Here is a 13,437-nt window from a genome sequence, read left to right as displayed (position 1 = left end):
TCGCATCAAACGCCTGATCCGCTTTTCGTTCACCAGATGATCGTTTTCGGGCTTACGCGGCCCCACTGGGGCCACGGTCCCTCCAACTGCGCAAATGCCATGTCATCTGACGCACTCCGTAAAACGGGGTCTCCAGGAACTGCTTGTCGATCAGCCGCATCAGATCGAGGTTCATCTCCGTCTCGCCCTTGGGCTCATAGTAAAACGAAGACCGCGAGATCGAAAGCAACGCACACTGCTTGCTGACCGACAGACCTGATAGGTTCGGCTCAATCATCCTGCGCCTCACTTGCCGGTCCAAGGTTTGAGCTTTCTGGCCAAAAAATCGTTGGCGACGGCCAACTCCCCGATCTTGGCATGGAGGTCTTTGACCTGCTCTTCATCGACTTCCGGTGCTTTCCGGCTGCCCCGCTCGAAGACGCCTGATGCGCCTTCAAGCAGTGCCCGCTTCCATTGATGGATCATCGTCGGATGAACCCCGAACCGGCGGGCAAGCTCGCTCACCGTCTCTTCACCCTTCAGCGCCTCTAACGCCACCTTGGCCTTAAACTCTGGGTGATGTTGCTTCCGTTTCGACATATCTGATCTCCTTCGCGTTGAAGATCAGCAGACTACAAATCGCAGCTTACGTCAGTGTCCGATTTTGGGGGGGTAGCTCAGTTTGCGCGTGTCAGATATCAAAAGTCCTGCCACTGATCATCGGCCTTCCTTGGTCGTCCTGCTGCTGCGGCGACAGCTGGCTTTGGTTCATAATGAACCGCGGAAGGTGCTTGCGTGCTGCGTTGCGGAACAAACTCGGCAATATTGTCTGTTGCAGGTGCAATACTGATCTTTGTCTCGTCAAGACGAAAGCGTTTGACCAGCGCCTCTAGTTCAGAGGCGTCACTATTGAGGGCGTGACTGCCGGCAGTCGCCTCTTCTACCATGGCAGCGTTTTGCTGCGTTACCTTATCCAACTGGGTTACGCCGATATTGATCTCTCCGATGCCAATAGATTGCTCTTGTGCGCCCGCAGCGATTTCGGCGACAAGATCGGATATGTGGTTGATGTGGCTTGCAATTTTCGTCAGTACCTGTCCCGCTTGCCCAACCAAAGCCACACCCCGCTCGACCTGACCCGAACTTGCGCTGATCAACGATTTTATTTGCTTGGCCGCATCTGATGATCGCTGTGCCAAAGCACGCACTTCCGAGGCGACAACGGCAAACCCTCGGCCAGCTTCACCCGCGCGGGCGGCTTCCACTCCGGCGTTGAGGGCAAGCAGATTTGTTTGAAACGCTATATCGTCAATCACGCCGATAATCTGTGAAATCTCTTGCGAAGATCCCTCAATTTCAGTCATTGCACGCACTGCGTCCTGCACGACGGGCTCGCTTTCGTCTGCGTCTTGCCTTGCGCTGACCACGACATCCTTGACCTGACGTGCGCCATCTGCTGCAGATTTTACGTTGGCGGTCATCTGGTCCAGTGCCGCCGCGGTTTCTTCCAACGTCGCCGCTTGGTTTTCGGTGCGTCGTGACAGATCATCAGACGATCTGCTCATCATGTCGGAGCGTTGCCGGATGGCACCCGACCGAATGACCACCGAGCCAATCGCTTCGTTCAAATTGCTCATTGTGCGGTTAAAGTCATTTCTGAGTTGATCATATTCGCCGTCAAATGGAGACGCGATCTGATGCGTAAGGTCGCCCTCGGCCAGATGCGTCAATGCTGTACTCAACCTGTTTACGACCTCGACTTGCTTGGCCTGTAGATTTTTTCTCTCGTCTTCGGCCTTGTCCGAGGCCAGTAACTTGTCCCGAAACGTGTCGAGGCTGCGGAACAGACTGCCAATTTCATCCCCGCGTTCTTGCTCGGCCAAGTCGACGTCATAAGATTTTTCAGACACCTCTATCATCGCATTCCCGAGCCGCGAAAGCGGCCGCGTGACCGATTGCGCGGTCAACCAGCCAAGAAACGCACCAATGCCCGCCACGACCAATGTCACAAGCATCATTTTGTTGCGCACTCTGACGGCAGGCGCCTGCACCTCTGTTGATGCGATTTCACCGATGATGGCCCAAGATCGTTCAAACACATCAATCAATATTCCTTTGGACAGAACCTCCGTGCCTGACAGATTGATTGCATCACCGAGGTGTGACTGACCGCTGCCCAAAACAGCGCGGACATGATCCAGCGTGGACACATCTGCCAGAACTGCCGGGCCATTTTCAAAACGTGACGTGCTGCGGGTCAGTAAATCGGGACCGACAACATAAACCTCGCCCGTTTGCCCCAGACCTGCCTGCTGGTTGAAGATGGCATCAATCTGGCTTGAAGGCACCTGCACCGCCGCAACGCCAATAATTTCGCCGGACTGATCGACAACCGGTGTCGCCAGAAAGGCTGCCGCTGCCCCGTCGCCTGCCGCATATGCGGTAAAGTCAGCAAAATGCACCTGGCCGATATCGCCATCCCGGGCCTTTTTGAAAACGTCACCGAGCCCCGACGATGCGTAGGTCCCGTTCATAAAGTTCGTGGCAAAGTCCGCTGCCTTGGCGACTGTGTAAATCAGGTCTCCGTCGCGGTTGAAAAGGAAGATGTCATAGTATCCGACCGTATCCTTGATCTGTCGGAAATAGGGGTGAAACTGGCCGTGCTGAAAATGATATGGAATCGACTCTGGCGCTTGATCCAACTTGTCCCGTTCGCCCACCGGATTGGGATTATTCGTAATATACGCGTCCTGTAATCCAGCACTGTCGATCATCAGATTATATGAACTAGAAAGCGCAGTGACGGCACCGACAAAACTGGGATCAGTCCCGAAAGATGCCACATTCCTTTCGATAGTATCGAACCATGACAAGAGCGCATCACCCCGGCTTTGCGAGAGAATCTGTAAGTTCCTGCCTGATTCCTGCGTCGCGTTGGCCTTGAAATCCAGATAACCGACAATTGCGATACTGACGCTCGCCGTCACACAGAGCGCCGCGATAATTGCCGGCAGTTTTCGTGACAAATTCATCGAAGCAAAGTACACCATGGCGCCCTCAATATTTGAACAGTTCGTGCTTGCATGAGGCATAGCGCTTAAAATACGCTTAAGCGCCGACGAGGGGGTATTGGGTGTTGACGCCAACTTTGCCTTTGAACTGATCGTCTCTTGCGCGCGCTTGCAGGAAAGCGCGACCCTACAGGCGCGACCAGCTTTGTATTCATACGGTCAAATCGTGAAGTTCTCCGCAATAACAAAGGAAATAGTCCTCATTATCAAAAACACCCGAAAAGTCCTGTCTTGGTTAGATGGATGGCCTGTGGGCATTAAAGGCTGCATATTCATGAATGAAATCAAACATCAGGAGCTTTCATGTCAGGGAAATATTTCGCGCCCACAGGGGGACACCCTGCTCAGGATCAGCTTTTGACGGACCGCGCGATCTTTACGGATGCCTATGCCGTGATCCCCAAGGGAACGATGCGCGACATCGTGACGAGCTATCTGCCTTTTTGGGAAAATACCCGCCTGTGGGTGATCGCAAGGCCCCTCAGCGGCTTTGCCGAAACCTTTTCGCAATATATCATGGAAATCGCGCCCGGTGGCGGCTCTGACAGGCCAGAGACCGACGCGGCGGCGCAAGCTGTGTTGTTTGTTGTTGAAGGCAGCGCGACCCTGACGGTGAACGGTACGACACATATGCTCGCGCCTGGTGGCTATGCATATCTCCCCCCGTCCGCAGAATGGACCTTGCATAACCGGTCTGATGCAATGTTGCGCTTTCACTGGATTCGCAAAGTCTATGAGGCAGTGCCGGGGATCGCGGAGCCGGATGTGATTGTCACCAACGAAAACGATGTCGCCCCAACGGTGATGCCCGAAACAGATGGCAAATGGGCAACCACCCGCTTTGTGGATCCTGCCGACCTGCGGCACGACATGCATGTCACGATCGTGACTTTCGAACCCGGCGCAGTCATCCCTTTTCTGGAAACGCATGTCATGGAACACGGCCTTTATGTGCTTGAAGGCAAAGCTGTTTACCGCCTCAACAGCGACTGGGTCGAAGTTGAAGCAGGAGATTACATGTGGCTGCGCGCCTTCTGCCCGCAAGCGTGTTACGCGGGTGGACCGGGCAAGTTTCGTTATCTGCTTTACAAGGATGTGAACCGGCACATGTCACTGGGGCTTTTCAGGCGATAACGCAATAAAGCGGCGCATTATAAGGCATTGCATATATTTTGTGCAGTCACATGCAAATAGATGTGGATTAGCATATTCCATTGCAGCTAACCTGTTCCCTGAGCGCTGCCGCTGATACGTCGGATGCAGTAAAACCACAGGGGATATCACCATGATTTTCGACAGAAAACTTCTTGCCGTCGCCGCGACGCTTCTTGCAACACCAGCCCTTGCAGAAACGGACATGCCGTTTGCCCTCGACTGGAAATTCGAGGGGCCAGCCGCACCATATTTTCACGCCCTTGATGCCGGGTACTTTGCAGATGCGGGACTGACTGTCACGATCAGTGAAGGTGCCGGTTCGCTTGACGCGATCCCGAAAGTGGCCACTGGCGCTTTTCCTGTGGGCTTTGCCGATATCAACTCTTTGATGCGGTTTCTTGACCAGAACCCCGATGCCCCGGTGACTGCCGTCATGATGGTCTACGACAAGCCGCCATTCGCGATTGTCGGCCGCAAATCACTTGGCGTCGAAGCCCCCGCCGACCTTGAAGGCAGGGTTCTTGGCGCACCGCCACCGGATGGTGCTTGGGCACAATTTCCGATCTTTGCCGCTGAAACGGGCATTGACGTAGATGCCATCACGGTAGAGCCTGTCGGCTTCCCGACCCGCGAACCGATGCTGGCCGAAGGCAATGTCGCGGCGATCACCGGATTTTCGTTTTCCTCGACGTTGAACCTCAAGCGTCTGGGCGTCCCTGCCGATGATATTTCGGTGCTGCTGATGGCAGACTACGGCGTGGACCTTTATGGCAATGCGATCATCGTCAACACGGACTTTGCCGCAGCCAACCCCGAACTGGTCACGGGTTTTCTTGGGGCTATCGCGAAGGGCTGGAAAGATGCCATCGCAACACCCGACGCCGCGATCGCGGCTTTGCTGGAACGCAACCCAGCCGCTGATGCAGCCCTCGAGACAGAGCGCCTGCAGATGGCTATCGATGCCAACGTGCTGACCGACTATGTGATGGAAAACGGCATGGGCGGGATCGACGATATGCGCATGTCGAATGCGATCGAGCAGACCAAATCTGTTTACGAGTTCAACAATGAACCCGACGCATCCGCCTATTTCGACAGCAGCTATCTGCCATCCGCTGATATGTTGATGTTGCAGTAATAGCAAAACTATGGGCCGCCGCAGAAACCGGCGGCCCGACGTTTGAAGGCCGATCCCATCGAAAACCTCATAGAAATCAAAGGTGTCAAGCACGCCTATCAAACCGCCTCCGGCCCGCTTGAGGTGTTGGACGGTTTGGATATCGCCGTGCCCGAAGGCACATTCGCCGCCGTTGTCGGCCCTTCGGGCTGCGGTAAATCCACATTGACGCGACTGGTCGCCGGCCTGATGACCCCCGATGAGGGCGAGGTTTGGCTGCATGGCGAACTTGTGAAGGGCCCGCGAAAGACCGTGGGCATGGCCTTTCAGAACCCCGTGCTGCTGGAGTGGCGCACCATCCTCGACAATGTGATCCTGCCGCTTGAAATCGTCGCCCCCCGGATGCCTCGTGTCGACCGCGTAAAGCGGGCAATGGAACTGCTTGAAATGGTGGGGCTCGTCGGGTTTGAAGACAAAAGGCCTTCTGAATTGTCCGGCGGGATGCGCCAGCGTGCGTCATTGTGCCGGTCGCTGGTCCACAAGCCGGACGTCCTGATCATGGACGAACCTTTTGGCGCGCTTGATGCCTTCACCCGTGAAGACCTGTGGCAAACCATGCGCGATCTGCGCAGGGCGGAACCGTTTACCGCCGTTCTGATCACCCATGATCTGCGCGAAAGCGTGTTTCTGGGTGATCAGGTGATCGTCCTCTCCGGGCGCCCTGCCCGCACCCAATACGTTATGGATGTAGACCTGCCCGAAGATCGCACGCTGGATATTATCTTTACCCCGAAGGCCGCTGACATGCTCCATACGCTTCGCGACCAGATCAAGATCGCACAAGGCCGCGAAGTGGAAGCCCACTGATGTTCAGCAAGATCGCCACACCCATTATTGCCATCATCGTGTTTCTGGCTCTATGGGAGCTCATTGTCTGGGCCAACGGCTGGCCCAACTTCAAGATGGCATCGCCATCCGACCTGCCGCCTGCGTTCTGGAAATATAAGGAACTGTTTCTCGAGATGGGCTGGCAGACGCTCTGGCGCACCGTCGTGGGCCTGATTATTGCTGTCATCGTCGGCACTGGCATCGGTATGATCATTGGTTTTTCAAAGGTGGCGCGCGATGCGCTTTACCCGTTGTTGATCGGCTTCAATGCGATCCCGAAGGCCACGCTGGTGCCTGTCATTTCACTGCTTTTCATCGGCCAACACGACTTTAACACAATTTTGATGGCCTTTATGATCTCGTTCTTTCCCATCGCCGTGTCGGTCGGGATCGGGCTGTCCACGCTGGAGCCGGAGTATCGCGATATCCTGCGTGCGCTGGGCGCATCGCGCTATACAATCTTTGTGAAAATCGCCCTACCAAAAACGCTGCCGGAATTTTTCGGTGCGTTGAAAGTCTCGGCCACGCTCGCCTTCATCGGCACCAATCTGGTCGAAATCGTCAGCCCCCATGGTCGGGGGCTTGGCGCATTGTTCAAATCAGGGGAAACCAACGGGGATTATCCGCTGATGTTCGCCGTGCTCATCGCGCTCGCGTTTCTCGGGATCATTTTGTACTACGGGGTGGTTTTTCTGGAACGCATCTTTGCAGGCTGGGCGGAACGCGAAGCGTCCTGAGCGGTAGAAACGCGCATCCTCAACGACAAAAGGCCCCGTCATGTAACGGGGCCTTTTGGTTTTTTTGGTCACACCGTGGTTTCTACGGTGTCCTTCTTCAAGGACCCTTCGCCATGCCCGGACATACCACCGGACACTTCCTCGGTCGCTTCATCGGCCAGTTCTTCCGGCAGGATGAGGTTCAGAACGATGGCGATCACCGCAGCGGGCAAGAGGCCCGATGTCATCAGGATGTGCAGCGTATCCGGCAAGTATTGCACCGCTTTGGGGTCAAGCTGCAGACCCAGACCGACAGACAGTGCAATCGCAAAGATCACCATGTTGCGACGGTTCCAGTTCACGTCCGACAGCATGGAGATACCCGCAGCAACGACCATGCCGAACATGACGATCACACCGCCACCCAGCACCTCGATCGGGATCGTGTTGATGACCGCACCCACCTTGGGCACCAGACCGCAGATGATCAGGAAGATTGCGCCGATGGTGACGACATGGCGGCTCATGACACCGGTCATCGCAATCAGGCCAACATTCTGGCTGAAGGAAGTGTTCGGAAAACCGCCAAAGACACCGGCCAGCGCTGTCCCAACACCATCTGCATATGTCGCACCGGTGATTTCCTTTTCGGTAGCTTCGCGTCCGGCACCACCTTTGGTGATACCCGAAACATCGCCCACGGTTTCAACAGCCGACACAAAAGCCATCAGGCAAAAGCCGACAACTGCCGCGATGCTGATCTCAAACCCGTATTTGAAAGGGCTGGGAAAGCTGATCGTCGCCGCACGGTCCCAGCTTGTCGCGATCCCGTCGAGAGTGACCATACCCATTGCCATGGCATAAAAATATCCCACGACGATACCGATCACCACAGCAGACACGGCCAACATGCCTTTGGCATAGAATTTCAGCGCCAATGTCACAAAGACAACGACGAGGGCCGCCGACCAGTTCAACAAGGACCCATACTCGGGCAAATCGTTTGCCTTTGCAGGAACCCCGCCAGCGGCATATTCGATCCCGACCTTGACCAGCGCCAGACCGATCATCGTCACCACCAGACCTGTCACCAAAGGCGGCAGGGCAAAGCGGACCTTGCCGATGAAAGTCCCGATGAACGTGTGAAACAGGCCCCCGATCACGACACCGCCAAACAGCGCTGGCAGGGCCTCCACACCTTTGCCTGCGACCAGCGGGATCATGATCGGTATGAAAGCAAAGCTTGTACCCTGCACGATCGGCAGGCGCGCACCGACAGGGCCGAAGCCGATGGTCTGGAACAGCGTGGCGATACCCGCAAACAGCATCGACATCTGAATGAGATAGGTCATGTCAGGGAAACCCTGCGCACCTGCATCAGACCCGAAACCAAAACCTGCGGCGCCGGCGATGATGATCGCCGGTGTGACGTTGGATACGAACATTGCCAGCACATGCTGGATGCCCAGTGGCACAGCACGATGCAGCGCAGGTGTATAGTTGGGATCTCGGAGTTGTTCCGGGGTCCCGATTGAAGTGTCAGCCATAGTATATGTCCCTCCCTTTGGACCGCTCAGCCAGCCTCCCCGCTGGCGGATGCGTTTTCACCTTCGATGATGAATGGTGTGTCGAACCAATGCTCTTGCAGGTTGACCCCGTCACCGATGCGGTCGACAACCGCAAAAAGTCCGGGCGCATGGATCGGGGTCAGTACCCCGTGCCATGTGCCGCGTGCATAGTTCACCCCCTGCCCCGGCGCCGTCAAAAACGCGCGTGGCTGGCCCGGTGTGCCGCCCTCATTCGGGGCGACGACGACGATGAATGGATCAAGGCTCATCGGCACAAAGGCCTGACTGCCCAGCGGATGGCGCTCGACCATATCGAGCGTGATCGGAAACTGGCGCGGCTGCGCATTGAACAGGCTGATACCTGCCCTGCCATCGACGATGTCGATCTGTGCAAGGTCATGATACCGTCCGCAAAGACCCTGATTGATGATCTTGTCAGGATCGCCCACCACTTCAAGCACGTCACCGAACGGGGCAAACGCCAGTTTGGTCAGCGTTTCAAGATGCACCGTTGTCGTCATGCGCCCAGCTTTTCGTTCAGGCGCAATTCGGCGATGCGCTCTACCTGACGGCAGGCCTCTGCGAATTCGGTATCACGGTCGTTTTCGATACGGGTGTGAAAAGCTGCAAGAATCGCGACTTTGTCGTTGTCCTTGACCGCGATGATGAAGGGAAAGCCATGCCTTTCGACATATTGCGCATTGAGGCGCTGGAATGTTTCACGTTCTTCATCGGTCAACAGATCAAGGCCCGCCCCCGCTTGCTCGGCGCTGCTTTCGGCTGTCAGTTTGCCCGCTGCCGCCAGTTTCCCTGCCAGATCGGGGTGCGCCGTCAGCACACCAAGCCGCTGTTCCGCAGACGCCGACCGAAAGACGCGGGCCAGCGCACTGTGCACGCCGCGTGCGGTGTCATGGGTTGGTCCCAACTCCAGCGCATGGGCGGCTTCGGCGATCCACGGGCTGTGTTCGAAAATGCCGCCGAATTCCGCAACAAAACTATCGCGATCCATCTCAGAGGGGCGCGGCCTTGCCAGAGGTGGATGTTCGCGGGCCCAGTGTTCGGCAATCTCTGCCCGTGTCGCGAACCAGACGTCCTTATGCGACCTCATGTAATCTATGACACGCGTCAGGGCCGCAGCCCGTCCCGGTCGCCCGATCAGGCGGCAATGCAGTCCGATCGACAGCATCTTGGGGGCTCCCGCCTCGCCTTCGGCATAAAGCATATCAAAGCTGTCCTTGAGGTAGCTTTCAAATTGGTCACCCGTGGTGAACCCTGCCTGAATGGAAAAGCGCATGTCGTTGCAATCCATCGTGTAGGGAACAATCAGCTGATCCTTGCGCCCGAACTGCATCCAATACGGCAGATCATCGGCGTAGCTGTCGGAGACATAGGCAAACTGGCCGGTTTCGGCGGCCAAACGCACAGTGTTGTTGGAACAACGGCCCGTATACCACCCGCGCGGGGCTTCGCCCGTCACCTCGGTGTGCAGGCGAATGGCTTCGGCGATCTGCGCGCGCTCTTCGTCTTCGGGCATGTCCTTGTGTTCGATCCACTTCAGACCGTGGCTGGCGATTTCCCAGCCAGCGACCTTCATAGCGGCAACCTGTTCCGGCGCACGGGCCAATGCAGTGGCCACGCCATAGACAGTGATCGGCAACTCACCCAACACGCGATGCACGCGCCAGAATCCGGCGCGCGCGCCGTACTCATAGATCGATTCCATGTTCCAGTGACGTTGGCCGGGCCATGGGGCAGCACCCGTAATCTCGGACAGGAACGCCTCTGATGCAGGATCACCATGCAAGATGTTATTTTCGCCCCCTTCTTCATAGTTGAGGACGATTTGCACGGCAATCTTCGCCCCATCCGGCCAATGGGCGGCGGGCGGTCTTGCGCCATATCCGGTCATGTCACGTGGGTAGCGGATCACGATAGGATTCCTTTCCAGCGGTTAATTTCTTATAAAGCAACGCAATCCAATTCTTTTTCAAAAAATATGCGAAAGAGTGTCTTGTTGCATGGCTTTGCGGTTCCGGCACCTTTCTGGCACTAAGCAGTCATATAGAAAAGGAGCGGCCCGATGAGCGGTTATCTGACAACACATGTTCTGGACACGGCGCGCGGTTGCCCGGCACAAGGCCTCAGGATTGAGCTATTTGCGATTGATGGCGACAGCCGGACGCGCCTCAAGATGCTCGTGACCAATCACGACGGGCGGACCGATGAACAGATCATGCCCGCCGAGACGTTCAGCACAGGCACATACGAGCTGGTCTTTCATGCTGGCGCATATCTTGATGCGATCGGCACGCCACCGGAAGACCCGCGGTTCCTGGACATCATCCCAATCCGCTTTGGTATGTCAGAGGCCACGCATTACCATGTGCCTCTGCTGCTCTCGCCCTTTGGCTATTCAACCTATCGCGGGTCTTAGGCACCGCGCACGACAGCGCTGATCCGGTCGATCACGAAATCCATGAAAAGCCGTGTCTTGGGGTCCTGCCGTCGCCTGTGCGTGAACAAACAGGCCATCTGGATCGGCACCGGCGGGTTTTGGATGCCTACGGGCACAAGCCGTCCGGCCTTGAGATGCTCTGCGACCTCGAACACCGGTTTCATTGCGATGCCATTTCCGCTGAGTGCCCAGTCGGTCAGCACATCGCCATCATCAGATTCGTAGCGACCGCGCACGCGGAACTTCTTGGGTCCTGCGTCTGTCATCAACCGCCACTGGAACTCTGACGCACCGGGAAAGCGCAGATTGAGACATTCGTGATTGTCGTTGATCAGATCCGTGCCCGACGCCGGGCTTCCATGCGCTTTTACATAGGCGGGCGACGCACAAAGGATGCGTTCGACATCCGCGATCTTGCGGATACGCAGATTGCTGTCCTCCGGTTCTCCCAGAAAGAACGCCAGATCAAGCCCTTCGGTCGTCAGATCAACCTTGCGGTCGGACAGGCGCAGCCGCAGGGTGATTTCTGGATAAAGTTTCAGGAATTCCGGCACATGCGGCGCGATCAAGCGCCGCCCTACCCCCAAGGGGGCCGCCACATAAAGCGCGCCTTTCGGGTTTTCGGTGATATTGACGACCTGCGTTTCCGCGTTCGCCACGCTTTCCAAAATCTCGCAAGCGCCGCCGTAGAATGCGCGCCCCTGTTCGGTTGGCGTCAGACTGCGGGTGGTGCGCTGGAACAGACGCACGCTCAAATGCCCCTCCAGTTGCGAAATACGGGCCGAGGTGACAGCCGGCGAAATCCGCAGATCACGCGCGGCGGCAGACATGCTGCCCAGCTCGTAGACACGGACGAAAGTGCGGATATTGTCGAGATAGGACATTTGTTTGTTTTTTTTGATGCTGTTTGGCCTCTGCAAGGAATAGCAGAACAATCCGCGCTCGCATAGGATAGGCTGACACCAACGCCAAAACGGGGACACGCCATGTATGATCTTGCAATTCTTTGGGATTGGGTCGCCTTTTCCGTCCGCTGGCTGCATGTGATCACCGCTATGGCGTGGATCGGGGCTTCGTTTTACTTCATCGCGCTTGATTTGATGCTGAAACCTGCGCCAAACATGCCAGAAGGTGTGTCCGGCGAGGAATGGGAGGTCCACGGTGGCGGCTTTTATCACACGCAAAAATACATGGTCGCACCGGCACAGATGCCTGAACACCTGACGTGGCATAAATGGCAAAGCTATTCCACATGGCTCTCTGGTGCGGCGCTTTTGATGATCGTCTATTGGGTCGGCGGTGAGCTGTTCCTGTTGGACCCGACCAGAGCTGATCTGACCCTGTGGCAAGGGATCCTGATTTCCGGTGGGTCGCTAACCATCGGCTGGCTGCTTTATGACGTGATGTGCAAGTCTAAACTGAGCAAAAATCCAACGCTCTTGATGCTCTTGCTCTTCGTCATTCTTGTCGCAATGTCATGGGGTTACAATCAGGTCTTCACGGGCCGCGCCGCCTTGCTGCACCTTGGTGCATTTACCGCCACGATCATGACAGCCAATGTGTTTTTCCAGATCATGCCAAATCAGCGGATCGTTGTGGCCGATCTCAAGGCAGGCCGGACACCTGACGCAAAATACGGCAAGATCGCCAAGGTGCGCTCGACCCACAACAACTATCTGACGCTGCCTGTCGTGTTCCTGATGCTGTCGAACCACTATCCTCTGGCGTTCGGCACCGAATATTCCTGGATTATCGCTAGCCTCATCTTCCTGACAGGCGTCACGATCCGGCATTATTTCAACACCATGCACAAGACCGGCAAAGGCCCCCATTGGACATGGGCGGTGACGGTGCTGTTGATGATCCTGATTGCATGGCTGTCGACAGTGCGCAGCGGCGATACATGGCAAGAGGCCGAGGCACGGGACCTGACTGCGTATGAACAACGGTACGCGTCAGTCGCAAGCTTCGATGCAGCCTACGACACCGTGATCGGCAACTGCTCCATGTGCCATGCCCGCGAACCGGTCTGGGGCAACATGCAATGGGCACCCAATGGCGTCTACCTCGAAACCCCCGGTGATGTAGCACGCCACGCCAGCGAAATTTATCTGCAAGCAGGCGTCAGCCACGCGATGCCGCCGCCCAACGCCGTCCAGATGGACCCCGAGGCCCGCGCAAGATTGGTCGCCTGGGTGCGCGAAGCGCGCGGCAATAACTAAAAATAGGGATCAGTAAGAAGTAAGGTGGCGGACAGACAGTCCGCCAATATGCTTTGCAATACAATCTAAATTGTTGTTTTTAAACAATATTGAAAAATAACGTAGCGCATTATGTATATCATTATGTATTGCATGACTTGCATTTTACAATGAGACAATCTTTCACCTAGAGCGGATAGCTATACGAGTGAGGATGCCTATATGGCAAAACAATTTCCAGCAATGTCGGCCCATTATCTGTCCTTGTGAAGTTACTTCGATGAGTT

At 56.1% G+C, this 13,437-nt stretch carries 13 protein-coding genes; 6 read left to right on the top strand and 7 right to left on the bottom strand.

The window, feature by feature from the left end:
* Window positions 1-52: 52 nt before the first annotated feature.
* The 3 genes from R6T97_RS09945 to R6T97_RS09935 all read right to left on the bottom strand — a co-directional run bounded on the left by R6T97_RS09945 (window position 53) and on the right by R6T97_RS09935 (window position 3,029).
* Window positions 53-277, bottom strand: coding sequence for a hypothetical protein (locus R6T97_RS09945; RefSeq protein WP_410349138.1), 225 nt, complete (start codon window positions 275-277; stop codon window positions 53-55).
* 8 nt (window positions 278-285) lie between these two features.
* Window positions 286-579, bottom strand: a complete 294-nt coding sequence (locus R6T97_RS09940) for a transposase (RefSeq protein WP_410349137.1) — start codon at window positions 577-579, stop codon at window positions 286-288.
* 98 nt (window positions 580-677) lie between these two features.
* Window positions 678-3,029 carry a methyl-accepting chemotaxis protein gene (locus R6T97_RS09935; RefSeq protein WP_410349136.1) on the bottom strand — a complete coding sequence of 784 codons (2,352 nt, stop codon included), beginning with the start codon at window positions 3,027-3,029 and terminating at the stop codon, window positions 678-680.
* 324 nt (window positions 3,030-3,353) lie between these two features.
* On the opposite strand from R6T97_RS09935, the gene R6T97_RS09930 reads away from it, so the two are divergent.
* From R6T97_RS09930 to R6T97_RS09915, 4 genes are all read left to right on the top strand, one after another.
* Complete coding sequence (locus tag R6T97_RS09930) at window positions 3,354-4,184, top strand: bifunctional allantoicase/(S)-ureidoglycine aminohydrolase (protein WP_410349135.1); 831 nt, start codon at window positions 3,354-3,356, stop codon at window positions 4,182-4,184.
* A 151-nt stretch (window positions 4,185-4,335) separates the two neighbouring features.
* Complete coding sequence (locus R6T97_RS09925; RefSeq protein ID WP_410349134.1) at window positions 4,336-5,343, top strand: ABC transporter substrate-binding protein; 1,008 nt, start codon at window positions 4,336-4,338, stop codon at window positions 5,341-5,343.
* Between the two features lie 57 nt (window positions 5,344-5,400).
* The gene (locus R6T97_RS09920) at window positions 5,401-6,189 is read left to right on the top strand and encodes an ABC transporter ATP-binding protein (protein WP_410349139.1); all 789 of its coding nucleotides are present in this window, start codon (window positions 5,401-5,403) and stop codon (window positions 6,187-6,189) included.
* Entirely contained in the window at window positions 6,189-6,947 is a 759-nt protein-coding gene (locus R6T97_RS09915) for an ABC transporter permease (RefSeq protein ID WP_410349133.1), read from the top strand. Before R6T97_RS09920 ends, R6T97_RS09915 begins: the two co-directional genes overlap by 1 nt.
* Before the next feature lie 68 nt (window positions 6,948-7,015).
* Here R6T97_RS09915 and R6T97_RS09910 read toward each other — a convergent pair whose 3' ends face one another.
* The 3 genes from R6T97_RS09910 to puuE are packed head-to-tail and all read right to left on the bottom strand — an operon-like array spanning window position 7,016 to window position 10,424.
* Window positions 7,016-8,473, bottom strand: coding sequence for a uracil-xanthine permease family protein (locus R6T97_RS09910; protein WP_410349132.1), 1,458 nt, complete (start codon window positions 8,471-8,473; stop codon window positions 7,016-7,018).
* Between the two features lie 26 nt (window positions 8,474-8,499).
* Window positions 8,500-9,015 (bottom strand): ureidoglycolate lyase, encoded by a 516-nt coding sequence (locus R6T97_RS09905; RefSeq protein WP_410349131.1) that lies wholly within the window; start codon window positions 9,013-9,015, stop codon window positions 8,500-8,502.
* Window positions 9,012-10,424, bottom strand: coding sequence for an allantoinase PuuE (puuE, locus tag R6T97_RS09900; RefSeq protein WP_410349130.1), 1,413 nt, complete (start codon window positions 10,422-10,424; stop codon window positions 9,012-9,014). Before puuE ends, R6T97_RS09905 begins: the two co-directional genes overlap by 4 nt.
* A 150-nt stretch (window positions 10,425-10,574) precedes the next feature.
* Here puuE and uraH point away from each other — a divergent pair, with 150 nt between their 5' ends.
* Window positions 10,575-10,928 carry a hydroxyisourate hydrolase gene (gene uraH, locus R6T97_RS09895; protein ID WP_410349129.1) on the top strand — a complete coding sequence of 118 codons (354 nt, stop codon included), beginning with the start codon at window positions 10,575-10,577 and terminating at the stop codon, window positions 10,926-10,928.
* On the opposite strand, the gene R6T97_RS09890 is transcribed toward uraH, so the two are convergent.
* On the bottom strand, window positions 10,925-11,833 hold the full coding sequence (locus R6T97_RS09890; RefSeq protein WP_410349128.1) for a LysR family transcriptional regulator: 909 nt from the start codon (window positions 11,831-11,833) through the stop codon (window positions 10,925-10,927). The genes uraH and R6T97_RS09890 overlap by 4 nt on opposite strands.
* A 102-nt stretch (window positions 11,834-11,935) precedes the next feature.
* Here R6T97_RS09890 and R6T97_RS09885 point away from each other — a divergent pair, with 102 nt between their 5' ends.
* On the top strand, window positions 11,936-13,171 hold the full coding sequence (locus R6T97_RS09885) for a urate hydroxylase PuuD (protein WP_410349127.1): 1,236 nt from the start codon (window positions 11,936-11,938) through the stop codon (window positions 13,169-13,171).
* Window positions 13,172-13,437 lie beyond the last annotated feature (266 nt).

The organism is Yoonia sp., from assembly GCF_046498525.1.
GTDB lineage: Bacteria > Pseudomonadota > Alphaproteobacteria > Rhodobacterales > Rhodobacteraceae > Yoonia.
The sequence above is the reverse complement of the archived record's forward strand: the minus strand, read 5'-3'. Positions and strand labels throughout refer to the sequence as shown.